The 23,982-nt window shown below is 58.7% G+C and carries 22 protein-coding genes; 14 read left to right on the plus strand and 8 right to left on the minus strand.

The window, feature by feature from the left end; translation table 11 throughout:
* Positions 1-106: 106 nt before the first annotated feature.
* The 3 genes from acnA (at position 107) to WDZ78_RS16185 (ending at position 4,523) form a co-directional block, all read left to right on the plus strand.
* Complete coding sequence (acnA, locus tag WDZ78_RS16175; protein WP_425673584.1) at positions 107-2,800, plus strand: aconitate hydratase AcnA; 2,694 nt, start codon at positions 107-109, stop codon at positions 2,798-2,800.
* 189 nt (positions 2,801-2,989) lie between these two features.
* On the plus strand, positions 2,990-3,730 hold the full coding sequence (locus WDZ78_RS16180; protein WP_020010841.1) for a DUF1223 domain-containing protein: 741 nt from the start codon (positions 2,990-2,992) through the stop codon (positions 3,728-3,730).
* 400 nt (positions 3,731-4,130) lie between these two features.
* A complete protein-coding gene (locus WDZ78_RS16185) occupies positions 4,131-4,523 on the plus strand; it encodes a DUF2794 domain-containing protein (RefSeq protein WP_003523170.1) in 393 nt (130 codons plus the stop codon).
* A gap of 113 nt (positions 4,524-4,636) precedes the next feature.
* On the opposite strand, the gene WDZ78_RS16190 is transcribed toward WDZ78_RS16185, so the two are convergent.
* The 3 genes from WDZ78_RS16190 to WDZ78_RS16200 form a co-directional block, all read right to left on the minus strand.
* Positions 4,637-5,419, minus strand: a complete 783-nt coding sequence (locus tag WDZ78_RS16190) for a Bax inhibitor-1/YccA family protein (protein WP_020010842.1) — start codon at positions 5,417-5,419, stop codon at positions 4,637-4,639.
* Between the two features lie 218 nt (positions 5,420-5,637).
* Entirely contained in the window at positions 5,638-8,199 is a 2,562-nt protein-coding gene (locus tag WDZ78_RS16195) for an ABC transporter permease (protein ID WP_425673585.1), read from the minus strand.
* Positions 8,196-8,906, minus strand: coding sequence for an ABC transporter ATP-binding protein (locus WDZ78_RS16200; RefSeq protein WP_020010844.1), 711 nt, complete (start codon positions 8,904-8,906; stop codon positions 8,196-8,198). Before WDZ78_RS16200 ends, WDZ78_RS16195 begins: the two co-directional genes overlap by 4 nt.
* Before the next feature lie 91 nt (positions 8,907-8,997).
* Here WDZ78_RS16200 and WDZ78_RS16205 point away from each other — a divergent pair, with 91 nt between their 5' ends.
* Both WDZ78_RS16205 and thpR read left to right on the plus strand, forming a co-directional pair.
* Entirely contained in the window at positions 8,998-9,648 is a 651-nt protein-coding gene (locus WDZ78_RS16205; protein WP_425673586.1) for an arylesterase, read from the plus strand.
* Between the two features lie 68 nt (positions 9,649-9,716).
* The gene (thpR, locus tag WDZ78_RS16210) at positions 9,717-10,310 is read left to right on the plus strand and encodes an RNA 2',3'-cyclic phosphodiesterase (protein ID WP_003505049.1); all 594 of its coding nucleotides are present in this window, start codon (positions 9,717-9,719) and stop codon (positions 10,308-10,310) included.
* Here the strand turns inward: thpR and WDZ78_RS16215 are convergent.
* On the minus strand, positions 10,244-10,723 hold the full coding sequence (locus WDZ78_RS16215; RefSeq protein WP_425673587.1) for a low molecular weight protein-tyrosine-phosphatase: 480 nt from the start codon (positions 10,721-10,723) through the stop codon (positions 10,244-10,246). The genes thpR and WDZ78_RS16215 overlap by 67 nt on opposite strands.
* Before the next feature lie 58 nt (positions 10,724-10,781).
* Between WDZ78_RS16215 and WDZ78_RS16220 the strand changes: the two genes are divergently transcribed.
* The 7 genes from WDZ78_RS16220 to WDZ78_RS16250 all read left to right on the plus strand — a co-directional run bounded on the left by WDZ78_RS16220 (position 10,782) and on the right by WDZ78_RS16250 (position 16,600).
* The gene (locus WDZ78_RS16220) at positions 10,782-11,087 is read left to right on the plus strand and encodes a 4a-hydroxytetrahydrobiopterin dehydratase (protein ID WP_003505045.1); all 306 of its coding nucleotides are present in this window, start codon (positions 10,782-10,784) and stop codon (positions 11,085-11,087) included.
* A 51-nt stretch (positions 11,088-11,138) separates the two neighbouring features.
* A complete protein-coding gene (locus WDZ78_RS16225; RefSeq protein ID WP_003505043.1) occupies positions 11,139-11,519 on the plus strand; it encodes a YkvA family protein in 381 nt (126 codons plus the stop codon).
* A gap of 297 nt (positions 11,520-11,816) precedes the next feature.
* Positions 11,817-12,320: an invasion associated locus B family protein gene (locus WDZ78_RS16230; protein ID WP_003523183.1), complete on the plus strand. Its 504-nt coding sequence runs from the start codon at positions 11,817-11,819 to the stop codon at positions 12,318-12,320.
* Between the two features lie 266 nt (positions 12,321-12,586).
* Complete coding sequence (gene rlmN / locus WDZ78_RS16235; protein ID WP_425673660.1) at positions 12,587-13,759, plus strand: 23S rRNA (adenine(2503)-C(2))-methyltransferase RlmN; 1,173 nt, start codon at positions 12,587-12,589, stop codon at positions 13,757-13,759.
* 108 nt (positions 13,760-13,867) lie between these two features.
* The gene (locus WDZ78_RS16240; protein WP_020010848.1) at positions 13,868-14,821 is read left to right on the plus strand and encodes an ABC transporter substrate-binding protein; all 954 of its coding nucleotides are present in this window, start codon (positions 13,868-13,870) and stop codon (positions 14,819-14,821) included.
* A gap of 106 nt (positions 14,822-14,927) precedes the next feature.
* The gene (locus WDZ78_RS16245) at positions 14,928-15,809 is read left to right on the plus strand and encodes an ABC transporter permease (RefSeq protein WP_003505036.1); all 882 of its coding nucleotides are present in this window, start codon (positions 14,928-14,930) and stop codon (positions 15,807-15,809) included.
* On the plus strand, positions 15,806-16,600 hold the full coding sequence (locus tag WDZ78_RS16250; protein WP_425673588.1) for an ABC transporter ATP-binding protein: 795 nt from the start codon (positions 15,806-15,808) through the stop codon (positions 16,598-16,600). The genes WDZ78_RS16245 and WDZ78_RS16250 overlap by 4 nt, the downstream gene beginning before the upstream one ends.
* A 39-nt stretch (positions 16,601-16,639) precedes the next feature.
* Here the strand turns inward: WDZ78_RS16250 and WDZ78_RS16255 are convergent, their stop codons facing one another.
* The gene (locus WDZ78_RS16255; protein WP_003505033.1) at positions 16,640-17,287 is read right to left on the minus strand and encodes a LysE family translocator; all 648 of its coding nucleotides are present in this window, start codon (positions 17,285-17,287) and stop codon (positions 16,640-16,642) included.
* A 130-nt stretch (positions 17,288-17,417) separates the two neighbouring features.
* Complete coding sequence (locus WDZ78_RS16260) at positions 17,418-18,272, minus strand: SDR family NAD(P)-dependent oxidoreductase (protein ID WP_060725388.1); 855 nt, start codon at positions 18,270-18,272, stop codon at positions 17,418-17,420.
* 315 nt (positions 18,273-18,587) lie between these two features.
* Here WDZ78_RS16260 and WDZ78_RS16265 point away from each other — a divergent pair, with 315 nt between their 5' ends.
* On the plus strand, positions 18,588-19,811 hold the full coding sequence (locus WDZ78_RS16265) for an argininosuccinate synthase (protein WP_425673589.1): 1,224 nt from the start codon (positions 18,588-18,590) through the stop codon (positions 19,809-19,811).
* Positions 19,812-19,866: 55 nt separating this feature from the next.
* On the opposite strand, the gene WDZ78_RS16270 is transcribed toward WDZ78_RS16265, so the two are convergent.
* Both WDZ78_RS16270 and WDZ78_RS16275 read right to left on the minus strand, forming a co-directional pair.
* Positions 19,867-21,063 carry a multidrug effflux MFS transporter gene (locus tag WDZ78_RS16270; RefSeq protein ID WP_425673590.1) on the minus strand — a complete coding sequence of 399 codons (1,197 nt, stop codon included), beginning with the start codon at positions 21,061-21,063 and terminating at the stop codon, positions 19,867-19,869.
* A 5-nt stretch (positions 21,064-21,068) separates the two neighbouring features.
* On the minus strand, positions 21,069-21,527 hold the full coding sequence (locus WDZ78_RS16275; RefSeq protein ID WP_425673591.1) for a MarR family winged helix-turn-helix transcriptional regulator: 459 nt from the start codon (positions 21,525-21,527) through the stop codon (positions 21,069-21,071).
* Positions 21,528-21,790: 263 nt separating this feature from the next.
* Between WDZ78_RS16275 and WDZ78_RS16280 the strand changes: the two genes are divergently transcribed.
* Complete coding sequence (locus WDZ78_RS16280; protein WP_425673592.1) at positions 21,791-23,851, plus strand: M3 family metallopeptidase; 2,061 nt, start codon at positions 21,791-21,793, stop codon at positions 23,849-23,851.
* The last annotated feature ends 131 nt before the right edge of the window (positions 23,852-23,982 follow it).

A 23,982-nucleotide genomic window follows, 5' to 3' on the forward strand; every position in this document is an offset into this window, starting at 1 on the left:
TTCACGTGCGGACAGCGGAAATGGTCGTACCCGCATCCTGATGTGCATGAGTGCATAGGTGTCCGCACGAACGTGTTGGCTATCAGTGTAAGCGGGGTTTTTATCCATGCCCAAATCACTCGACAGTTTCAAATGTCGTTCCGTCCTTACCGTTGACGGTAAGGATTACGTCTATTTCAGCCTTCCCAAGGCTGAAGCCAATGGCCTGAGGGGCGTTTCCAAGCTGCCCTATTCCATGAAGGTTCTGCTCGAAAACCTGCTGCGTTTCGAGGACGGCCAGTCCGTCACCAAGGAACATATCCTTGCGGTTTCCGAATGGCTTGGTAACAAGGGCCTGACCGAAACCGAAATCGCCTACCGCCCCGCCCGCGTTCTCATGCAGGACTTCACCGGTGTTCCCGCCGTGGTTGACCTTGCCGCCATGCGCGACGGTATCAAGGCTCTTGGCGGCGATCCGGAAAAGATCAACCCGCTGGTTCCCGTCGATCTCGTCATTGACCACTCTGTTATCGTCGATGAATTCGGCACGCCGAGCGCCTTCGCCCGCAACGTTGAACTGGAATATGAACGCAACGGCGAGCGTTACCGCTTCCTGAAGTGGGGCCAGCAGGCGTTCAAGAACTTCCGCGTGGTTCCGCCCGGCACCGGCATCTGTCACCAGGTCAACCTCGAATATCTTGGCCAGACCGTCTGGACGAAGGAAGAGGATGGCGAGACGATCGCTTATCCGGATACCTGCGTCGGTACGGATTCGCATACAACGATGATCAATGGTCTCGGTGTTCTCGGCTGGGGTGTCGGTGGTATCGAGGCTGAAGCTGCCATGCTCGGCCAGCCGGTTTCCATGCTTCTGCCTGAGGTCATCGGCTTCAAGCTGACCGGCAAGGTGAAGGAAGGCGTCACCGCGACCGACCTCGTTCTGACCGTTGTGCAGATGCTGCGCAAGAAGGGCGTGGTTTCGAAGTTCGTCGAATTCTTCGGCCCCGGCCTTGATTCGATGTCTCTGGCCGACCGTGCGACCATCGGCAATATGGGCCCGGAATATGGCGCGACCTGCGGCTTCTTCCCGGTTGACGGTGAGACCATCAACTACCTGACCATGTCCGGCCGCACCAAGGATCGTATCGCGCTCGTCGAAGCCTATTCCAAGGCGCAGGACATGTGGCGCACCGGCGATGGTTCCGACCTCGTCTTCACCGACACGCTGGAACTCGATCTCGGCGACGTCGTGCCCTCCATGGCCGGTCCGAAGCGCCCGGAAGGCCGCCTGCCGCTCGAAACCATCGCACCGAATTTCGCGACGGCTCTCGAGAACGACTACAAGAAGCCCGGCCAACTCACCAGCCGCTATGCTGTCGAAGGCGAAGCTTTTGATCTCGGTCACGGCGATGTGGCGATTGCCGCCATCACCTCCTGCACGAACACCTCCAACCCCTCGGTTCTCATCGCCGCCGGCCTTCTCGCCCGCAACGCTGTCGCCAAGGGGCTGAAGTCCAAGCCGTGGGTGAAGACCTCGCTGGCACCGGGATCGCAGGTTGTTGCCGAATATCTCGACAAGTCCGGTCTGCAGAAGGATCTCGATGCGATCGGCTTCAACCTCGTCGGCTTCGGCTGCACGACCTGCATCGGTAACTCCGGTCCGCTGCCGCCTGCGATCTCCAAGACGATCAACGACAAGGGCCTGATCACATCAGGCGTTCTCTCTGGTAACCGCAACTTCGAAGGCCGCATCTCGCCTGACGTGCAGGCGAACTATCTGGCCTCGCCGCCGCTCGTCGTGGCCTATGCGCTTGCCGGCACGGTCCAGAAGGATCTGACCAAGGAGCCGATCGGCGACGACCAGAACGGCAACCCGGTCTATCTCAAGGATATCTGGCCGACCTCCAAGGAAATCCAGGAATTCATCCTGAAATACGTCACCCGTGAGCTCTACGAAACCAAGTATGCTGACGTGTTCAAGGGTGACGCGAACTGGCAGGCCGTTCAGGTTCCGCCGGGCCAGACTTATGCCTGGGACGACAAGTCTACCTATGTTCAAAACCCGCCCTATTTCGTCGGCATGGGCAAAAAGGGCACCGGCCTCAAGAACATCAAGGGCGCGCGAGTCCTCGGTCTCTTCGGCGACAAGATCACCACCGACCATATTTCTCCGGCCGGTTCGATCAAGGCTGCTTCGCCTGCTGGCGCCTATCTGACGGAGCACGGCGTTGCCGTGGCCGACTTCAACCAGTACGGCACGCGCCGTGGCAACCATGAAGTGATGATGCGCGGCACCTTCGCCAATATCCGCATCCGCAACCACATGCTCGGCCCGAACGGCAAGGAAGGTGGTTACACCATCCACTATCCGTCCAAGGAAGAGATGTCGATCTATGACGCCGCGATGAAATACAAGGCGGAAGGCGTTCCGCTCGTTATCTTCGCCGGTGTCGAATATGGTAACGGCTCGTCCCGCGACTGGGCGGCGAAGGGGACCAACCTGCTCGGCGTCAAGGCTGTCATCGCGCAATCCTTCGAACGTATCCACCGTTCGAACCTCGTGGGTATGGGTGTCGTGCCCTTCGTCTTCGAGGAAGGCACGACCTGGGCGAGCCTCGATCTCAAGGGTGACGAAATCGTTGAGATCGATGGTCTCGAAGGTGAAATCAAGCCGCGTGAAAAGAAGATCGCCAAGATTACCTACAGCGACGGTACAGTGAAGGACGTTCCGCTTCTCTGCCGCATCGATACGCTTGATGAGGTGATCTACATGAATAATGGCGGCATTCTGCAGACCGTACTTCGCGATCTGGCCGCGTAAAGCTTTGACAATCGAAGGCGCCGGGAGGAATCCCGGCGTCTTTCCGTTTCAACTCTCTTTTTTTGTGATTGTCGCTCACCCCTTCGTGACTTTCTATTGAAGGGCAATAGACGTTATTTTCCGGTTTGCATCCCGGCAGGATTGATCGCATCAATTCGTCTGGATCTCTTCCGGACAAAGGTTTTTGTAATGCCGCTTAAATTCCCCCTGTCGATATGTCTTCTCGGCACGTTTCTCGTCACCTCCGCGCAGGCGCAGGAGGCCGTGAAGGGCGTCGTCGAATTGTTCACATCGCAGGGATGTGCCTCATGCCCGCCGGCGGATGAAGCTTTGCGCAAGATGATCCAGAAGGGTGATGTCGTCGGTCTTTCCTACCATGTCGATTACTGGAACTATCTGGGCTGGACGGATTCGCTGGCATCGAAGGAAAATACTGATCGGCAATATGGCTATATGCGCGCACTCGGTCGCAACGGGGTCTATACGCCGCAGGCCATTCTGAACGGCCGCGACCACGTCAAGGGAGCGGATGTGCGCGGTATCTATGACAGGCTTGATGCATTCAAGCGCGAGGGCAAAGGCCTGAATGTGCCGGTCTCGTCGAAATTTGCCGGTGACGAGGTGGAAATCGATATTGGCGCCGGCAGCGGCAAGGCCGACGTCGTCGTGGCGTATTTCACCCGCGAGCAGACCGTCGATGTGCAGAAGGGCGAAAACCAGGGGAAAAAAATGTCCTACTGGCACAGCGTCTATGATGTGCAGACCGTCGGCATGTGGGATGGGTCACCGATGACGGTGAAGCTTCCGGCGAGTGTGGTGGCAAAGGTGAAAAAGGGCGGCTGCGCTGTGCTTTTGCAGACGGCTAATGCCGGCGGTGATCCTGCGGCAATCGTGGGTGCAAGTATTCTGCTTGGAAATGAAACCCCCTGATCGCCTGTCGGGCGATGGAAGATCCGGTCCGGGCATTGGGGGCTGGGGGTAAAGGGTCAATGCACCGGACCGGGTCATCTTGGTGCCTAGGCATCAATTGACAATAGGACTATTCCATCCAATTCGGGCCATGGTTTGACCGAAATACGGCAGGCCATGTGAAAATGGCTGCCTAAATGGTTACCATTTTTAACCTCTGCTTTTGCCGTCGGCAGTCACTCCAGAGGGATGGATCGGGCGCCATTCCGTGCTGGAGCCTTCTGGATCGGCTGCAGTTCGAGGCCTGTGAAACCTTTCCCGGAATTGCCGGTCCTGTGCGTCACGATAGTGCAAAGACTTGCAATTTCGCCCCCTCAGGCTCACACTACATGGATGATTTGGGTGGAGTCGGAGGTATTGGATGACCGATCAACCGGATGTGCAGCAGGTGCAGACCGCTTCACGTGACAATTCCACCGTTATCGATCTCCGGGAATATAAGAAGAACAAGGACCCTTTGCCTGTCACCTTTCACCGGCGCGAGCTGGATGCGATCCTGCGCATCTATGGCCGCATGGTGGGAGAGGGCGAGTGGCGTGACTACGCCATTGATCACCTGAAGGAAAAGGCGGTGTTTTCCGTCTTCAAGCGGTCAGGTGAAATGCCGCTTTTCAGGATCGAGAAAAACCCTAAGCTGGCGGCCAAGCAGGGGGCCTATTGCGTGGTGAATACGGATGGCCGCATTCTGAAACGTGGCCATGAATTGCCGCAGGTTCTGAAGGTTTTCGACAAGGTTCTGAAACTCATCGAATGACCTTTCGCAGAAGCGGACTGCATGCCTCTGGCGGATAAGGGTGACAAATCTTTGCAAATAAAAAGGCGGCCGAAGGGCCGCCTTTCGCATGTCTGGCAATCGAATCCCTAACCTTAGTCGTTGCGATTTCCGAGGAACTGCAGGAGGAAGGTGAAGAGGTTGATGAAGTCGAGGTAGAGCGTCAGTGCGCCCATGATGGCCTTGCGGCCGGCGACGGCGACATCGTCAGCATCGAAATACATTTCCTTGATCTTCTGGGTGTCGTAGGCGGTGAGGCCTGCGAAGATCAGCACGCCGATCGCGGAGATCGCGAACTGCAGGGCGCCGGAACCAAGGAAGATATTGACGATGGAGGCAATGATCAGGCCGAACAGACCCATGATCAGGAATGAACCGAAACCGGAAAGATCCTTCTTCGTCGTATAACCGTAGAGCGAGAGCGCGCCGAACGAGGCGGCGGTCACGAAGAACGTCTGCACGATGCTTCCTTCAGTATATCGCAGGAAGATCGACGACAGCGACACGCCCATCAGAGCAGCGTAAACCCAGAAGGTCGTCTGAGCGGCGGAAACGCTCATGTTCTGAATACGGAAGCTAAGGAAGAAAACCAGTCCGAGCGGAGCCAGCATGACGACCCAGCGCAGCGGCGACGCATAAACAAGCGCGCCCAGCGAGGTCAGCATCTTGCCATTCGGCAGCGTTGCAACCGCTGCTGCGGGATCAGTCGTCGTGGCAAGCATTGCGAAGCCGAACGCTGCAACACCGGTGATGACCAGAGCCAGCGCCATAAGGTTGTAAACCTTGAGCATGTAGGCGCGAAGACCTTCATCGATCATCGCACCAGTCTGTGCACGGTTCTGCGCCATGCGGTTCTGGTAATTATTGAAGTCAGCCATTGTTTCCTCTTTTGAGCTCCGTAATTGCTACGGTGTCGGGATACCTCCCGGGCGCCGCTGCGGAGCTTCAGCAAGCCTGCCCAAGAATATGATGGCAGAACGTGTTCGATACAAGGCCTTTTCCAGTCGAAAAGACACCATATGCGCGAAAAGCACTCACGTTTTGGCGATCATTACAAAGAATTAATCGTTAAAGTTAAGCCGTACACAACCGACGATCATTCACCCGCCTGCCTGAGAACCGGAGCTGCCTTCTGCCCGAGAATCCGCCATGTGCCGATGAGCCCGATGCCGACAGTCATGACGAGGGCGACGACGAGGGTTCCGATCGCCACATCCGGCAGGAAGCTGGAGGGCAGCTTCATGATGCGGGCGATCACGAACCATGCGGAGACGCCGCCGGCGAAAAGCGCGAAGACGGCGGTGGCGAGACCGAGCATCATATATTCGTAGGAGAAGGCGCGGATGAGCAGATTTCGTGTACCGCCCAGCGTTTTCAGGATGACCGCATCGTGGGTTCGCGCGCGGTTGCCGGCCGCAAGAGCGCCGGCGAGAACGAGGACGGAGGCTATCAGGGCGACCGCGGCAGCGGCGCGAATGGCGGTGGCAAGCTGACCGACAAGGCGGTTGACGACGTCGAGCGCATCCTTCACGCGCACACTGGTGATCGTCGGATAGGCGTTGGTGACAGCGCGCAATATGCGGCCTTCATCGGCGGCGGAAGCGGAAGGGTCGGCAAGTGTTGCCAGCCACGCATGCGGTGCGCCGCGGAAGGTGTTTGGTGAAAACACCATGACGAAATTGATCGACAGCGATTCCCATTCGACATTGCGCAGATTGGCAATCCTGGCCGTTATGCTGCGTCCGAGCACGTTGACGGTGACCGTGTCGCCGATCTTGAGGCCCAGATCCCCCGCCTCTTTCGCTGCGAAGGAGACCAGCGGCTCGCCGCTATAATCCGGCCCCCACCATGTTCCCTCCGTCAGTGTCGCGTTTTCAGGCATTTCCTGGGAATAGGTGATGCCCCGGTCACCGCGCAGCACCCAGCGTCCGGAAGATGGCACGTCCATTTTTGTCACGTCCTCGCCGTTAAGCGCCAGAATGCGGCCGCGCAGCATCGGTACTTCGGTCAGGGCTCCGTCCGGTGCTTCCCGCTTCACAAGATCGCGGAAGCCCTGAACTTCGCTGCCCTGAATATCCACGAAGAAGAAATTCGGTGCCTTTTCCGGCAGGCTGTCCGTCAGTTCGCGACGCAGATTGCCGTCGATCAGCGTGAGCGTTACGAGGAGCGTCAGCCCGAGGCCAAGGGAAAGAACGACCGAGGGGGTGAGTGCGCCCGGCCGGTGAATATTGCCGATCGCCAGCCTCAGCGCCGCCGAATGAACGCGCGGGCTGCGCTTGGCGATGGCCTTTACGCCCGCAGCCACCAGTCGCAGCACCACGAAGGCAAAAGCGATGGCCGCAAGGAAGATCGAGGCGATGAAGCGGTCTTCCGCCGAAAAGATGGCGAGGGCGGCAAGCGCCGCCAGCAGCAGGCCGGTTGCTGCCAGATAGGGCCAGGATGGCCAGCTTCCTTCTTCGAAGCCCTGTTCGCGGAAAAGCGCGGTTGCCGGGACCTCACGCGCCTGACCAAGGGGAACGATGGCGAAGGCGAACGTGGTCAGGAGGCCGAACAGGGCGGCGAGACCGAGAGCGCCGGGGTAAAAGGCGAGCTCTTCCGGTACAGGCAATACGCCTTCCAGAAACCGCATGGCGATGAGTGGCGCGACGGCGCCGACCACAAGGCCGATGACGATGCCGACGGCGGCAATGAAGGCGATCTGGAAGAGATAGGTCATGGTGACCACGGAGGCCGGTGCGCCCAGGCATTTCAGCGAGGCGATCGTGGTGCGTTTGGAATCCAGAAACGCGCGGACGGCATTGGCGACGCCGACACCGCCGACGATGAGGGCGGTGAGGCCTACCAGCGTCAGGAATTGCGAGAAGCGGTTGACGTTTTCGGTGAGCGAGGGTGCCGCCCGGTCGCTGGTGCGGATGGACCAGCCGGCATCGGGAAAGGCCTTGTTGGCCGCGTCGTTCATCGTCGCCCGCGTCGAAGGATCGTTCAGCCTGATCTTGTAGGCGTGTTCGACCAGACTTCCGGTCTGAACGAGGCCGGAGGCAAAAAGGGCATCGCGACTGACCATCAGCCTTGGCGCAAAACCGAAGCCGTCAGACAGCGCATCCGGTTCGTCGACCACGGTGCCTGTCAGTTTCAGCTTCACATTGCCGAGCAGGATTTCATCGCCGACCTTAATGCCGAGCCGTTCCAGCAGAAGCGGTGCGGCGATGGCGCCATAGGTATCGCCGGCGCCAGCCAGAAGCTCGCTTAACGGCCGGTCGGGTTCGGCGACGAAGGCGCCAAAGAGCGGATAGGAGCCGTCTACGGCTTTCACCTCAGTCAACGTCTGTTCGGAGCCGTCGGCAAGGCGCGCCATGGAGCGCAGCCCGGTGGAAACCGCGACGGTGCCTAGCTCATCGAGATAGGACCGTTCTTCCTGCGTTGCTTCCCTGTTGCGCAGTTCAAAACGTACGTCACCTGCCAGTATGGACTGACCTTCCGTGGCAATGGCGCTGGTGACCGCCCGCGAGACGGAATTGACGGCGGCGATTGCGCCGGTTCCAAGCGCGATACAGGCAAGGAAAATGTAAAAACCTCGAAGGCCGCCGCGAATTTCGCGCCGTGCGAGCCTCGCTGCGTTTCTGATATTGGCAAAAGACGGGAGAATGGGTCCGGTCATGCGGATACCGCCCGCGCCATCTGGGAGGTGGCGCTGTCACCTTCTATCTCGCCGGAGCGCACCTTGATCTGCCGTGAGCAACGGGCGGCAAGCGACGGATCATGGGTGACGAGGATCATCGTCATGCCGCGCTCGGCCTGTTTGGCAAAAAGAAGATCGGCGATCTGCCTGCCGGTATCGGTATCCAGATTGCCCGTCGGTTCGTCAGCAATCAGTACGGCCGGTGAGGGGGCAAGTGCACGGGCGATGGCGACACGCTGCTGTTCGCCGCCCGATAACTGGCCGGGGTAGTGGTTGAGACGTTCCCCGAGGCCGACGGCGACGAGCTCGCGTCTGGCGATCTCGAAGGGGTTCGGGGTGTTTGCCAGTTCGAGTGGAACGGCGACATTTTCCAGCGCTGTCATGTTGGCGATGAGGTGGAAGGACTGGAAAACAATGCCGATATTCCGGCCGCGGAAATCCGCGAGTGCGTCCTCGCCGAGCTTGTGCAATTTCGTATCGGCGATGATGATTTCACCGCTATCGAGCCTCTCAAGACCGGCAAGCACCATCAGAAGCGTCGACTTTCCCGATCCGGAAGGGCCGACGATACCAACCGCCTCGCTCTGTCCAATTGAAAGATCGATGTTCTTGAGAACGTGAACGGAGGCGGCGGCATTGCCGAGCGTGAGGTCGGCTTTCTTCAGCTCTATGATGCTTTTCGTCACAATTCTCGTTCCTATATAGAGTGATGAAAACGGTCTGGCGGTCGATGCGGTCAGTATTTCAGACAATGGAAACCAAGTTAGGAAAGCCGTGATGAGATTTAAAGCTGCCCTGTTTCACTTCATCGTCATTTTCGCCACCGCCTTTTCCGCCACTGTTGTCACGGCTCAGGAGCGGACATTGCAACTGGTCGGCCTCGGCGACAGCCTGATGGCTGGCTATCAGCTGCCCCCCACCGACAGCTACACTGCACAGCTTGAGGCTGCATTAAAGAGCAAGGGCGTCAATGTCGCCATCGCCAATGCCGGTGTGTCCGGCGATACCTCCTCCGGTGGTCTGGCGCGGGCGGAATGGTCGGTTCCCGATGGTACTGATGGGGTCATTCTGGAACTTGGCGCCAATGACGCCTTGCGCGGAATTCCCCCGGAACAGACCGAAAAGAACCTCGACACCATCATTTCCGGTTTTCAGAAGCGCAACATAGCCGTGTTGCTGGTCGGCATTATGGCGCCGCCGAATATGGGCGATGACTATGCAAGGCGCTTCAATCCGATCTTTCCGAAGCTTGCCGAAAAATACAACCTGCCGCTTTATCCCTTCTTTCTGGATGGCGTGGTGACGGATGATGCGCTGAAGCTGGATGACAAGATGCACCCCAATACCAGGGGCGTGGCGATGATGGTTGAAAAATCTTTGCCGGCTGTTGAAAGCTTCATCAAGACAATCGGTGCGCAAAAAAAATAAGCACTTGCGCCCATCTGCATTGCGTGATTCGCTATGCTTGTTCTGCCAAGAGATTCGGGGAGCTCGCCATGCCGAGACTGTTTACCGCCCTCGAAATTCCGCGCAATGCGGCTATGAGCCTCTCATTGTTGCGCGGTGGTCTGCCGGGAGCCCGGTGGATCGATGTGGAGAATTATCACATAACCCTGCGTTTTATCGGTGACATCGACGGGCGGACCGCCGATGAGGTCGTGGACAGGCTGGACCGGATCGAAAGGCCGGAATTCCAGCTCAATCTCACCGGTATGGGGTCCTTCGGTTCCAAGAAACCGCATTCCATCTGGGCCGGGGTTTCTCCCTCTCCGGAAATGCATGCGCTGCAGGCGGAGGTCGAAAGAATCTGCCAGAGGATTGGTCTCCCGCCCGATCCGCGCAAGTTCATGCCGCATGTCACGCTGGCGCGGCTGCGCTCCTCGCGGCTGGACGATGTCGTTCATTATCTTTCCGGACGCGGCAACTTCCGCACCTCGCCCTTCACGGTCGGCCGTTTTGTGCTGATGTCGTCGAAGGAATCGGTGGGCGGCGGGCCCTATATCGTTGAAGAGGCGTTCCCGCTTCACGAGGCCCGGTCGAGCTCCATCTTTTCGAGCAACGATTTGCATCCTGCCAAGAGCATGTTGTAGACGCCAAGGAACCCGTCCTCGGCTCCGTAATAGGGATCGGGGACGTTCTCACGACGGCCAACGGCATAGTCCATGAAGAGATGGATTTTGTGCCGGTGTTCTTCCGGGCTCGATTGCAGCAGGTTCGCCAGATTGTTTTCGTCCATGGCGAATATCAGGTCGAAGGTTTCGAAATCCGTCCGGGTGACCTGCCTTGCCCGTTGCCGGGAAATATCGATGCCGTGCCGCTGCGCAATGGCGATGGACCGGGGATCGGGCGCATCACCCGCATGCCAGCCGCCGGTGCCGGCAGAGCCGATGCTGAGATGATTGGACATGGCCGCGTCATCGGCAAGATTTCTCAAAACGCCTTCGGCAAGTGGTGAACGGCAGATATTGCCCATGCAGACAAAAAGAATAGCTGTATGTTTCATGGAATATGCGTCGATCCCGTCGTTGAAGCGTTAAAGGGTCTCAAGCGGAGGCAAGTTCATGAAATATCCCAGACTCGAGCCGGACGCCATCCGGCAGGCTCTGTCGAAACTCGAGGGCTGGTCCCTGCGAGAAGACGGGGCGGCTATCGTCCGTTCCTTCAAGTTTTCGAGTTTTGCAGAGGCTTTTGGTTTCATGGCCGAATCCGCACTTGTTGCGGAAAGGCTCAATCATCACCCAGAATGGTCCAATGTCTATTCACGCGTCAAGGTTTGCCTCACCACGCATGATTCACAGGGTGTGACGGAGCGGGATTTTCTTCTGGCCGAAGCCATGCAGAAGGCGGCCGCGGGCCGAAGCAATTGAACCGCGGACCTTAAATCCCATATAATGGTCGTGACCGGAGGACCGTCGATCATGGATGATGTGAAAATCGGTGAAATTCTTCTGCCGGGTGAAACCGACAGGCAGCAGGAGCGTGAGAATGCGGTGCGGGCGAAATTCTGGCCCAAGCTGAAGCGTGTGATGTCAAAAGTGCCCTTCGCGCGCGATGCGGCGGCCGCGTATTATTGCGCGATCGACCGTGACACGCCGCTGCGCGCAAAGGGTATCATCCTGGCGGCGCTCGCCTATTTCATCATGCCGATGGATGCCGTGCCTGACGTGCTGGCCGTCATCGGTTTTACCGATGATATTGCCGTCATCACGGCAGCGCTTGCCATGATCCGTGCTCATATCAAGATGGAGCATTATGAGGCGGCTGACGCCATGCTGAAGCGACAGCAGGAAGCCGGGTAACGTCTCTGTGATGTGCCCGTCCGACAGAGCCCGGCGGGTGACAAATTCTTGCCTGAATTTATGTGTCTTACACACGAGGGAAGGGCGTGCCACGCCGTTCTCCTCAGGGCGTCGGGAAGTCGCCAATCTGTAACACCGCAAGACGTTTCCGGCATTTTATGCGTGTTGTTGACGGTTTGGTAACCGCTTTCCGACCACAATGAGAAAAGACGATCCGCACCTGAACGTGGCCGATCCAGAAACTGGGCTCGCCGCTGCTTCGGGCCAATGGAAGACAATAACCCGGCAGGAAATTCTATGTTTGTAAGAAGTGTAGCAACCGCAGCGGCCATTTTGCTGACCAGCGTCGGCGTAGCATCTGCACAGTCGCCCACGCGCATCCAGCAGTTCAATGCATGGGGTGCCTATTCGTACAAATCGGGCAACAGCACCGTCTGCTACGTTCTTTCCATTCCGACCGCCAAGGAACCGGCGAGCGTCGATCACGGCGATATTTTCTTCATCGTGTCGCAGCGCCCCGGCCAGAACATCTCCTACGAGCCGCAGGCCATGGTGGGTTATCCGCTGAAGCAGGGCTCGAAGGTCAATGTGACGATCGACAACAAGAACTTCGTCATGTTCACCAAGGACAAGGCTGCCTGGGTTGAGAACGCCGCTGAAGAACCGGCTCTCGTTGCTGCCATGAAGGGCGGCAAGTCGATGACCGTCAAGGCAGTCTCAGGCCGCGGCACCGCGACATCCTATTCCTATTCGCTGTCGGGTATTTCGGCAGCTCTCAAGCAGATCGAGAGCTGCAAGTAATCCTGGCGCTTCATCGCATCTGAAAATGGCCGGTCATTGACCGGCCATTTGCGTTTTTGCCAGTTTGATGCTAAAGGCGCGGCAACATTGACAGGCGGATGCGCGAAAAGTGCTCCGCCTTTGATTTTCTCGACATGCAGACGATTTTCCGCCTATCCGACAGGTCGGTCGTGCGATGCATGGAATGATGGGATAGCGTGATGTCCGTAATGCAAGCCCCTGCCGGCCTGGCAGTCAAAACCCCGCTGATCGCCAATAGCGATCTCATGTCCGGCAAGCCGTCGCTGATCGGCCTGACGAGTGAGGAAATGGGCGCGGCGCTGGCCGAGATCGGCGTGCCGCAGAAGCAGGTGAAGATGCGCGTCAGCCAGTTGTGGAACTGGCTTTATGTGCGCGGCGTCTCCGATTTCGACAATATGACCAATGTCGCCAAGGAGCTTCGCGAGAAGCTGAAGGCTGCCTTCACCATTGCCCGTCCGGAAATCGTCGAGGAGCAGATCTCCAATGACGGCACCCGCAAATGGCTGATGCGCTTTCCACCGCGTGGTGCGGGACGTCCTGTCGAGATCGAGACGGTCTATATTCCCGAAGAAGGGCGCGGCACGCTGTGCATCTCGAGCCAGGTCGGCTGTTCGCTGACCTGTTCCTTCTGTCACACCGGTACGCAGCGCCTGGTGCGCAACCTGACGGCTGAGGAAATTCTCGCCCAGCTGCTGCTGGCTCGTGATCGGCTTGGCGATTTTCCCGATGGTTCGACGCCGGTCGGCGCCTATGTGCCGAGCGAGGGCCGCAAGGTGTCCAACATCGTGATGATGGGCATGGGCGAGCCGCTCTATAATTTCGAGCATGTGAAGACCGCGCTCCTGATTGCGACCGATGGTGATGGCCTGTCGCTCTCCAAGCGCCGCGTCACGCTCTCCACCTCCGGCGTCGTGCCGGAAATTTTCCGCACCGGCGATGAGATCGGCGTCATGCTGGCGATTTCGCTGCATGCGGTGCGCGATGACCTGCGCGACATGCTGGTGCCGATCAACAAGAAATATCCGCTGAAAGAGCTGATCGAGGCCTGCCGTAATTATCCGGGTCTCTCCAACGCCCGCCGCATCACCTTCGAATATGTGATGCTGAAGGATGTGAACGACAGCCTGGAAGACGCCAAGATGCTGGTGCAGCTTCTGAAGGGCGTTCCGGCCAAGATCAACCTCATTCCGTTCAATCCATGGCCAGGTACGAATTACCAGTGCTCCGAATGGGCGCAGATCGAGAAGTTTGCCGATTTCATCAATCAGGCGGGTTATGCCTCGCCCATCCGCACGCCGCGCGGCCGCGATATCCTCGCCGCCTGCGGTCAGCTGAAGTCGGAATCCGAGCGCATGCGCAAGACCGAAAGGCTGGCTTTCGAGGCGATGATGATCGCAAACCACGGCGCGGATGACTGAATCAGCCGCAATTGCGCCATAAAGCTTGATTTGCTGCGGTTCTCTGATTGATTTCAGACTGTCTTGTTCCTAAGAAGACGAAAACAGGGAACCAACAGGAGGATATCCATGCGCGCATTCATTCTGGCTCTCGCTGCCGCGAGCGCCATCGTTCTGCCGGCCAAGGCTGAAAACGTCACCGTCGCCGTCACCGCCATCGTCGAACATCCGGCGCTTGATGCCGCCCGCGATGGTGTGAAGGCCGCCCTTGCCGAAGCCGGTTACAAGGAAGGCGAGAACCTCAAGTTCCTGTACGAGTCCGCGCAGGGCAACCCCGGTACCGCAGCGCAGATCGCGCGCCAGTTCGTGGGCGACGCCCCCAATGTCATCGTGCCGATCTCCACGCCGTCCGCCCAGGCCGTCGTTGCCGCCACGCGCGACATTCCGGTCGTCTTCACCGCGGTTTCCGATCCGGTCGGCGCGCAGCTCATCAAGAGCATGGAAAAGCCCGGCCGCAACGTGACCGGCCTTTCCGACATGCTGCCGGTTGGTGAACATCTGGCGCTCATCAAGGAAATCTCGCCGAACGCCAAGTCCATCGGTTTCATCTACAACTCGGCCGAAGCCAACTCCGCCTCGACGCTCGCTTTGCTGAAGGCCGAAGCTGAAAAGGCCGGCCTCAAGATCGTCGAATCCGTCGCCACCAAGTCCGCCGAAGTGCAGGGCGCAACGCGCGCGCTGGTCGGCAAGGCCGACGTGATCTATGTTCCGACCGACAACACCATCGTTTCCGCTTTCGAGGCGGCAGCCGGCGTTGCTTCCGAAGCCAAGATTCCGCTCTACGCCGCCGATACGGATTCCGTCGCCCGCGGTGCGGTTGCTGCCCTCGGCTTCAACTATTTCGATGTTGGCAAGCAGACAGGCGCAGTCGTCGTCCGCATCCTCAAGGGTGAAAAGCCGGGCGATATTCCGGCAACCGTTGCTGTCGGTACAGATCTGGTGATCAACAAGAAGGCCGCTGAAAAAGCCGGCGTCACCTTCCCCGAAAGCGTCACGAAGCGCGCCACCAAGGTCATCGACTGAACCGAAACCAGACTGAATTGCGGGCGGCGGCATTTCGCCGCCCGTTTTACGTGGCACGAGACGGTGCCCGTATCCGCCTGATGGCGGCAATAACAAGGACATTACCGTGAGCCAAATCGCCTTCTGGGGTGCCGTGGAGCTGGGACTGGTCTTCGCTTTCGTGGCGATCGGCGTCTACCTCGCTTTCCGCGTGCTTGATTTTCCTGACCTGACCGTAGACGGTTCTTTTCCGCTTGGCGCCGCTGTGGCTGCCGTGCTGATTATCGCCGGTCTGAATGCCTGGGTCGCGACGGCGATTGCAATGGTTGCCGGTGCTGCCGCCGGGATCGTGACCGCAACGCTTAACGTCCGTTTCAAGATTCTCAACCTGCTTGCCTCGATCCTGACGATGATCGCCCTGTTTTCCGTCAATCTGCGGGTGATGGGAAAGCCGAATGTGGCGCTGCTCAATCAGGACACGATGATCTCACCGTTTTACGGCCTCGGCCTGTCGGAATATCTGGTGCGGCCGCTCTTCGTCGGCGCGCTGGTGCTGATCGCGGTCATTCTCGTCTGGCGTTTTCTTGAAAGCGATGCCGGCCTCGCCATGCGGGCCACCGGTGCAAATGCGCGGATGGCGCGGGCGCAGGGCGTGAAGACCGGTAACCAGATCTATCTCGGCATGGCTCTTTCGAATGCGCTGGTCGCCCTTGGCGGCGCACTCTTTGCGCAGACCAACGGTTTTGCTGATGTGACCTCGGGTGTCGGCACCATCGTTGTCGGGCTTGCCGCCGTCATCATCGGCGAGACGCTGTTCGGTGCGCGCGGCATTCTGATTGCCCTTATCGGGTGCGTCTTCGGCTCCATCGCCTATCGTCTCGCCATCCAGCTCGCTTTGTCGAGCGATGTGCTGGGTCTCAAGGCGTCCGATCTCAATTTCGTAACGGCGGTATTGGTGGCCATCGCGTTGATCTTGCCCCGACTGCGCCGTGGGGGAGCAACATCGTGATTTCCCTTTCCGATATCCAGGTCGTTTTCGGGCGCGGCACGCCGCTGCAGAAGCAGGCGTTGTCCAAGATCGACCTCACCATCGAGAATGGTTCCTTCGTCACCGTCATTGGCTCCAACGGCGCAGGTAAATCAACCTTGCTCGGTGTCTTGGCCGGCGATGTCCTCCCGACGGCGGGCAAGGTTGTGATCGGCGGCGCCGATGTTACCCGCAAGTCGACCGCCAGCCGGGCGGGACGGGTGGCGCGCGTATTTCAGGACCCGCTGGCGGGCAGCTGCGGTGCGCTCACCATCGAGGAAAATCTGGCGCTTGCGGCATCGCGTGGTGAACGCCGCGGCCTTCTGCCGGCGCTTGGGCGCGGCCGGCGGGATTTTTTCAAGGAGCGTATCGCCTCGCTCAATCTTGGCTTGGAAAACCGCCTGAAGGACCGCATGGATCTTCTGTCGGGCGGCCAGAGGCAGGCCGTCTCGCTTGTCATGGCGACGCTATCCGGCTCGGACGTGTTGCTGCTCGATGAACACACGGCCGCACTTGATCCCGGCATGGCGGAATTCGTGATGGAGCTGACCCGCAAGGTGGTGTCGGAGCGCAAGCTGACGACGCTGATGGTCACCCATTCCATGCGTCAGGCGCTGGATTATGGCACCCGCACGATCATGCTGCATGCCGGTGAAATCGTGCTCGACGTCTCCGGTGACAGCCGCAAGGATCTCGAGGTCGAAGACCTGATCGACATGTTCCGCAAGATACGCGGCCAGAAGCTTGATGATGACGAGTTGCTCATCGGTTGATCGCAAAAAGGCGCCTTCCGGCGCCTTTTTTGTTTGCCCTCAGCGCGTTTGCGTGAAGAAAATCTTGACCGCGAAAATCGAGAAGACGCCGGCGATCGTGTAATCCAATCCACGCAGAACCTTCCGGTTGCGTTGCAGCCAGGCGGAGAGAACATCGGCGGCGACAACGATGCCGATGCCGATCGGCAGTGCGACGATGATCGACCAGATGCCGAGGAAGATCAGCTTGCCGGTCACATGCGGATCGGAGGCGCTGACGAATTGCGGCAGGAAGGTCATGAAAAAGATGATGACCTTGGGGTTGAGCAGATTGACCCAGATGCCGTTCAGCAAGGCCGATTTCAGGGAGGCCTGCGCCCTTTCGCCGGTGCTTTTCACCATCACGAAATCCGAACCCTTGCGGATCGCCTGAATGGCGAGCCAGACCAGATAGGCGGCGCCCCCTGTTTTCAGGATCATGAAGGCGGTCGGTGAGGCGACGATGAGGGCGGCGACGCCAAAAGCGACCAGCATCGTATGCACGGTGATGCCGATGTTTGTTCCCACCAGCGTCATGAAGCCCGCCGCCCGGCCTTCGCGCAGGGAGCGGCTGATCCAGAGCGTCATATCAGGACCCGGCGTCACCGCCAGAAGCAGAATGGCGATGGTGAAGGCGATCAGTGTTGGCAGGCTTGGAACGAAATCCATCGCGGCACCCGTAAATTCTGGAGATTGCCGTTGCTTAACGCGGTTTCGTGCTTCTGCCAATGTTTTTGAGTGGCGATGCGCCTGCGGGAGAGAATAGCCGCCGCACCTTTCAGGCACGGCGGCTGAAAGTTCAGTTTTTCAAAAAGCTGGTGAAGGCGGCGGAATATTCCGTGTGCCAGCGCGACAGCGGCGGGCGGTTCTGGACGATGTCATAGGCCGCCCAGAGAATGCGCTTTTCATCCGTCGGGCGGTCCACCTCGCCATCCGGGCAGAGAATGTAGAAATCGCCCCTGCCAATGCTTTCGACCATGAAATCGACGGTCTGTTCACCGGTCCATGCGCCTTCAGGCTTTTCCGTCCTGCCATGGGCGGTGAGGCCGGTGAAGACGAAACCGGGGATCAGAAGATGGGCGGAAACCGCGCCGTTCGGAACATTGCGCAATTCGTGCTGAAGCGCCTCCGTGAAGGTTTTGACGCCGGACTTCGAGACATTATAGGCGGGATCACCGGGAGGCGTGGTGATGCCCTGTTTCGAGCCGGTATTGATGATGAGCGCCGGCTCGCCGTGGGCGATCATGCCCTGGCCGAAAACGCGGCTACCGTTCACGACGCCCATCAGATTGACGCCGATAATTTTTTCCCAGTTGGACTGCGGTCCGAAGATGGCGCTGCCCGGCTGGATTCCGGCATTGTTCATGAGGACGTGGACACGCCCGAAACGCTGGATAACGGCGCGTTCGAGCGCCTCCAGCTCATCGAGTTTCGATACGTCGGTCGGGATGGCGACGATCTGCGCTTCACCGTCCTTGGCGACGGTCAGAATATCCGCATGGGCTGCGGCGAGCTTTTCGCCATCGAGATCGACGAGCACGACGCTCATGCCAAAGGTGGCGAATTTGCGGGCGGCGGCAAGTCCGATGCCGGATGCCGCACCTGTTATGACAGCGACATTATCTTCCTTGAATGCGGGGTGGATGGTCGTCATAGGTTTCTCCTTCGCGTCGTTTCTGCTGTTTCCAGCGGTTTGCAACGTTGCCTGAACCTGAGTGGCTTCATTCACGGTCTTCAAGTCGATCGCGCCGCTTTATGATAAAGCGCGAATTTTCTAAATGCATGTGACAATTGCTTCGTTCCCGTCGGCGCGGCCGGTCATCGCCCATCGTCATACGCGCCCATCAATTGTTTTGTCGCTTATCTCACGGAAAAGCGCTTCACACATTTCGGGTTGCACTGTAAAAGTGCCGAAATCCCGAGGAAATGGCGGTGTCCTGATGCCGTCATCATGCAGATGGACATCACTATGGCACTCCCGAAAGACGTTAAGAAAGTCGTTCTCGCCTATTCCGGCGGTCTCGACACCTCGATCATCCTGAAATGGCTTCAGACGGAACTCGGCGCTGAAGTCGTGACCTTCACTGCCGATCTCGGTCAGGGCGAGGAGCTTGAGCCGGCGCGCAAGAAGGCCGAGATGCTGGGCATCAAGGAAATCTTCGTTGAGGACGTCCGCGAAGAGTTCGTGCGTGATTTCGTGTTCCCGATGTTCCGCGCCAACGCCGTCTACGAAGGCGTCTATCTGCTCGGCACTTCGATTGCCCGTCCGCTGATTTCCAAGCATCTGATCGAAATCGCCAAGAAGACCGGCGCCGACGCCATTGCCCATGGCGCCACCGGCAAGGGCAACGACCAGGTTCGTTTCGAGCTTTCGGCCTATGCGCTGAACCCTGACATCAAGATCATCGCGCCCTGGCGTGACTGGACGTTCAAGAGCCGTACCGACCTCCTGAACTTCGCCGAACAGCACCAGATTCCGGTCGCCAAGGACAAGAAGGGCGAAGCGCCTTTCTCCGTCGATGCCAACCTCCTGCATTCCTCTTCCGAAGGCAAGGTTCTGGAAGACCCGGCACAGGAAGCGCCTGAGTACGTGCATATGCGCACCATTTCTCCGGAAGCCGCTCCTAACAAGGCAACCGTCATCAAGGTCGGTTTCCGCAAGGGCGATGCCTGCTCCATCAACGGCGTTGAAATGTCGCCGGCGACGCTTCTCGCAACGCTTAACAATTACGGCCGTGAAAACGGAATCGGCCGCCTCGATCTGGTTGAGAACCGTTTCGTCGGCATGAAGTCGCGCGGCGTTTATGAGACGCCCGGCGGCACCATCCTGCTGGCTGCACACCGCGCCATCGAATCCATCACGCTCGACCGGGGCGCGGCCCACCTCAAGGACGAGCTGATGCCGCGTTACGCCGAGCTGATCTATTACGGCTTCTGGTTCTCGCCGGAGCGCGAAATGCTGCAGGCCCTGATCGACAAGAGCCAGGAACATGTGGAAGGCGAAGTGACGCTGAAGCTCTACAAGGGCAATGTCATGGTAACCGGCCGCGAGAGTGCCAAGTCGCTTTATTCCGACGCGCTGGTGACCTTCGAGGATGACCATGGCGCTTACGATCAGAAGGATGCCGCTGGCTTCATCAAGCTCAACGCGCTTCGCCTGCGCACGCTTGCCAAGCGTAATCTCAGCAAATAATTCTGCTGAAGTGCAAAACAGCAAACCCGCTGGCGGCGACGCTGGCGGGTTTTTTTCATGTCTCTCTTCTGGAGACGATGCGGAAGCCGATATAGCTGGCAACGGCCGTGAATTCCATCACCGGAATGATGATGCCGAAGCCGGTCAAAGGCGAACCGATAAGCGAGGCTGCAACACCGCCCGCAAAACCCGATCCCATCTGAATGAAGCCCATCATTGCCGAGGCCGAGCCGGCAATATGCGGGAATGGAGCGAGAGCCGCCGTCACCATGGATGGCGTCAGCAAGGCGATGCCGACCGTCGCGACCGCCACGGGTCCCATGATCGAGAGAAAGGATGGCGGTATCAGGAACACCGACAGCAGGATAAGGAGACCGCCTGTTCCTGAAAAACAGAGGCCGAGGATGACCGAACGACGGTCACCCAGTCGCGGTGCGATATAACGCAGGGCAATGGAGCCGAAGAAATAAGCGCCGGTCTGCATCAGCATGCCGACACCGAAAGCGGTTGGCGTCATGCCGACCTCGTTTATGAGGATGAAGGTCAGCATGGTGGCCTGCGCATAAAGCGCGCCGATGGACCCGCCAAGCACCAGTGCGGCCAGAAGAAAGCGCGGCGCGCTCAGCAAGGTCTGATAGGCCGACAAAAGGCGACGTGGGCGGATGAGGCTCTTGTCCGGGATCGTCGTCTCGCGCAGAAAAACCACGACGGAGAAGATGGCGATGGCCCCGAGGCCGGCCATGAGGAAAAACACCGATTGCCAGCCGAAAGCCGCGAGCGAAAGTCCGCCGATGGTCGGGCCCATGGCGGGGCCAACGGCCAGCATGATGCCGATGAGGTTCATGATGCTGGAAGCATCAGCCCCGGTGAACTGGTCGCGCACCACGGCGCGCGCCACTGTCATCCCGACGGAGGCCCCGATGCCCTGGATAAGCCGGGCAAAGAGCAGCACTTCGATTGTCGGTGCAAAAATGGCAAGCAATCCGCCGCCCAGAAAGATCGACAGGAAAACGAGACTCGCCTTGCGTCGTCCGAAGGCGTCGGAGGCTGGGCCGGCGAGCAGTTGCGCGATCGCGAAACCGGCAAAATAAAGCGAGAGGCTGAGTTTTACGGCGGATTCGGTTGTGGCGAAAACCCGCGTCAGCTCGGGCATGGCCGGTGTGTAGATGGCCATGGAAATTGGCGCCAGCGCCGTCAGCAGCGCACCGAGCATGGTCGTGCGCTTTCTGGACATGATCGTTTCTGGTGACATCGAGATCAGCAGCTCTGGCCGGGCTGTTCCGGTTGGAGGTTGTTGCGAAGCGTCTGCAGGAAGCTGCGGAAAAGCGCGACCTCTTCTTCGTTCAGACCCTGCGTGGCGTGACGGACGAGTTCATCGATCTCCTGTCGCACGGCCTCCAGCATCTCGGTGGAGTTCTTTGTCAGCACGATGCGCTTGGAGCGCCTGTCCTGTGGGTCCTGCTGGCGCTCGATGAGGTCGAGGGACTGCAGCTTGTCGAGATAGGCGCAGATCGTCATCGGCTCAATGCCTAACCGGGCGGCGATATCCGACTGCTTGCTGCCATCAACGACGGCAACCGTGATCAATGCGCGGGCTTCGCCGGGGGTCAAACCCAGTCCCGCTTCAGAAATTCGGCGCTCAAACGCACTGTTCAGCAGGCGTGCGCTGCTGTTCAGCAAGAATGCCAATGAATCTTTTTCGCGTTTCGTGCCCATGCCTCGCCTTTTCGTAAGTCAGCCTTACTAAATTCCGGGCGATAATCAATGGTACACAAATCATATTGTCTAAAATCGAGTAAAGTATGCGTCAGTTCGGTTGTCGAATGGCCCGCAATATAGTCGCCGATTGTTACGCTGAAGCAAAAAAAGATCGGACTCCCCGTTTTTTCACACGGCCTGTCATCTCCGCCGGGCATATTGAATTGGCGGTGGAGGCGTGCCCATATGGGCTTGAACCGGAATTATACAAGGAAGACGAAATGCCATCCAAGACGACGCTTTATCCCGCCCTCGTGACCTGGGATGGTCACAACGGTTTGCCCAAATTTGATGCGGTCAAGGATGAGGATTTTGCTCCGGCTTTCGAGGCAGCGCTTCTCTCCCATGAACAGGAAATCGATGGGATTGCGGGCAATGCTCAGGCGCCGAGCTTTGAAAACACCGTGACCGCGCTTGAAATCGCCGGCGATGAGCTTTCGCGCATTTCGGCGCTGTTCTGGAACAGGGCGGGCGCCAATACCAATGGCGTGATCCAGGCGCTGGAGCGGGAGATTGCGCCGAAAATGTCGCGGCACTATTCGAAGATTGGTATGAACGAAGCGCTGTTCAAGCGCATCGACACATTGTGGGAAAAGCGCGAGACGCTTGGGCTGACGGGCGAAGAAAGCCGTGTTCTCGAGCGACATTGGAAGGGTTTCGTACGCTCCGGCGCGAAGTTGCCGAAAGAGCGGCAGGAACGGCTGGCGGCGATCAATGAGGAGCTTGCCGGTCTCGGTGCCAAATTCGGGCAGAATGTGCTCGCGGATGAAAAGAACTGGAAGCTCCTGCTTTCCACCGAAGAGGAACTTGCCGGCATTCCCGGCTTTCTGCGCGACGCCATGGCGGGTGCGGCCCGCGAGCATGGCGAGGACGGCAAATTTGCCGTTACCCTTTCCCGTTCCATCATCGAGCCTTTCCTCACCTTTTCCGAACGCCGCGATCTGCGCGAGCAGGCCTTCAAGGCCTGGGTGGCGCGCGGTGAAAACGGTGGCGAGACCGACAATCGCGAGACCGTTCACCGCACGCTAGAACTGCGCGAGGAGAAGGCCAAGCTTCTCGGTTACGGGAATTTTGCCGCTTACAAGCTTGATGACACGATGGCGAAGACGCCGGATGCCGTGAACGGCCTTCTGGGTCAGGTCTGGGAAAAGGCCGTGCGCCGCGCGGGCGAGGAAGAGGCCGAACTTGCCGCCATCATCGCCGAAGAGGGCAGAAATCACGAGGTGCTGCCCTGGGACTGGCGGCACTATGCAGAAAAGTTGCGCGCGCGGAAATTCAGCTTCTCCGAGACGGAATTGAAGCCCTATCTGCAGCTCGAAAAGATTATTGAGGCCTGCTTCGATGTAGCGGAGCGGCTGTTTGGGATTCGTGCCGTCGAGGTGAAGGGCGTTGCCGCCTATCATCCGGATGTGCGGGTTTTCGAGATTCGCGACGACAGGGGCGATCTGAAGGCCATGTTCCTCGGTGATTATTTCGCTCGCCCCTCCAAGCGATCCGGCGCATGGATGAGTTCGTTCCAGTCGCAGCACAAGCTGCCGCTGAAGAGCGGAACGGTCGGTGAAATTCCGATCATCTACAATGTCTGCAATTTCGCGAAACCGGCTGAGGGTAAGCCCGCGCTGCTTTCGCTTGATGATGCGCGCACGCTGTTCCATGAATTTGGCCATGCGCTGCATGGCATGTTGTCCGATGTGACCTACCCTTCCGTTTCCGGGACGGGCGTCTCGCGCGATTTCGTCGAATTGCCGTCGCAGCTTTACGAACATTGGCTGACGGTGCCGGAAATTCTGGAAAAATACGCGCTCCACTACGAGACCGGCGCGCCGATGCCGAAAGCGCTACTGGACAAGGTTCTGGCCGCTCAGACTTTCAATGCCGGTTTCAGCACGGTGGAGTTCACCTCTTCGGCTATCGTCGACATGGCGTTCCACACCCGCGACAGCGTGAGCGATCCCATGGTCGTCCAAGACGAGGTGCTCTCCGCCCTCAACATGCCGAAGTCCATCGTCATGCGGCATGCGACGCCGCATTTCCAGCACGTCTTCTCGGGCGATGGCTATTCCGCCGGCTATTATTCCTACATGTGGTCGGAAGTGCTGGATGCCGATGCGTTTTCGGCGTTTGAGGAAACCGGCAATCCCTTCGATGGCGAGATGGCGCGCAGGCTGAAGGACAATATCTATTCTGTCGGCGGTTCCATCGATCCGGAGGAGGCCTATCTCGCATTTCGCGGCAAGATGCCGAGCCCGGACGCCATGCTGCTGAAGCGCGGCCTGGTGTAAGAGCACGTTATAAAAGACCGTCATATTTCTGAGCTAGAACCGGAGCGCAGGGGGCTTATGACAAGGCCCCCCCTTTCGCATTTGCAAAAAAAAGGTTATGAGCGCGCCAAACTAAATTGGCGCATCTCACG

This window comes from Agrobacterium sp. M50-1 (assembly GCF_049843495.1).
Taxonomy (GTDB): domain Bacteria; phylum Pseudomonadota; class Alphaproteobacteria; order Rhizobiales; family Rhizobiaceae; genus Agrobacterium; species Agrobacterium radiobacter.

Coding starts and splice junctions, on each gene's coding strand:
- WDZ78_RS16190 (WP_020010842.1), bottom strand. CDS start 5,419: ATGGCTGACTTCAATAATTACCAGAACCGCATGGCGCAGAACCGTGCA.
- WDZ78_RS16195 (WP_425673585.1), bottom strand. CDS start 8,199: ATGACCGGACCCATTCTCCCGTCTTTTGCCAATATCAGAAACGCAGCG.
- WDZ78_RS16180 (WP_020010841.1), top strand. CDS start 2,990: ATGCCGCTTAAATTCCCCCTGTCGATATGTCTTCTCGGCACGTTTCTC.
- WDZ78_RS16215 (WP_425673587.1), bottom strand. CDS start 10,723: ATGAAACATACAGCTATTCTTTTTGTCTGCATGGGCAATATCTGCCGT.
- WDZ78_RS16230 (WP_003523183.1), top strand. CDS start 11,817: ATGTTTGTAAGAAGTGTAGCAACCGCAGCGGCCATTTTGCTGACCAGC.
- WDZ78_RS16225 (WP_003505043.1), top strand. CDS start 11,139: ATGGATGATGTGAAAATCGGTGAAATTCTTCTGCCGGGTGAAACCGAC.
- WDZ78_RS16280 (WP_425673592.1), top strand. CDS start 21,791: ATGCCATCCAAGACGACGCTTTATCCCGCCCTCGTGACCTGGGATGGT.
- WDZ78_RS16270 (WP_425673590.1), bottom strand. CDS start 21,063: ATGTCACCAGAAACGATCATGTCCAGAAAGCGCACGACCATGCTCGGT.
- WDZ78_RS16240 (WP_020010848.1), top strand. CDS start 13,868: ATGCGCGCATTCATTCTGGCTCTCGCTGCCGCGAGCGCCATCGTTCTG.
- WDZ78_RS16205 (WP_425673586.1), top strand. CDS start 8,998: ATGAGATTTAAAGCTGCCCTGTTTCACTTCATCGTCATTTTCGCCACC.
- WDZ78_RS16220 (WP_003505045.1), top strand. CDS start 10,782: ATGAAATATCCCAGACTCGAGCCGGACGCCATCCGGCAGGCTCTGTCG.
- WDZ78_RS16260 (WP_060725388.1), bottom strand. CDS start 18,272: ATGACGACCATCCACCCCGCATTCAAGGAAGATAATGTCGCTGTCATA.
- WDZ78_RS16265 (WP_425673589.1), top strand. CDS start 18,588: ATGGCACTCCCGAAAGACGTTAAGAAAGTCGTTCTCGCCTATTCCGGC.
- rlmN (WP_425673660.1), top strand. CDS start 12,587: ATGTCCGGCAAGCCGTCGCTGATCGGCCTGACGAGTGAGGAAATGGGC.
- acnA (WP_425673584.1), top strand. CDS start 107: ATGCCCAAATCACTCGACAGTTTCAAATGTCGTTCCGTCCTTACCGTT.
- WDZ78_RS16255 (WP_003505033.1), bottom strand. CDS start 17,287: ATGGATTTCGTTCCAAGCCTGCCAACACTGATCGCCTTCACCATCGCC.
- thpR (WP_003505049.1), top strand. CDS start 9,717: ATGCCGAGACTGTTTACCGCCCTCGAAATTCCGCGCAATGCGGCTATG.
- WDZ78_RS16275 (WP_425673591.1), bottom strand. CDS start 21,527: ATGGGCACGAAACGCGAAAAAGATTCATTGGCATTCTTGCTGAACAGC.
- WDZ78_RS16185 (WP_003523170.1), top strand. CDS start 4,131: ATGACCGATCAACCGGATGTGCAGCAGGTGCAGACCGCTTCACGTGAC.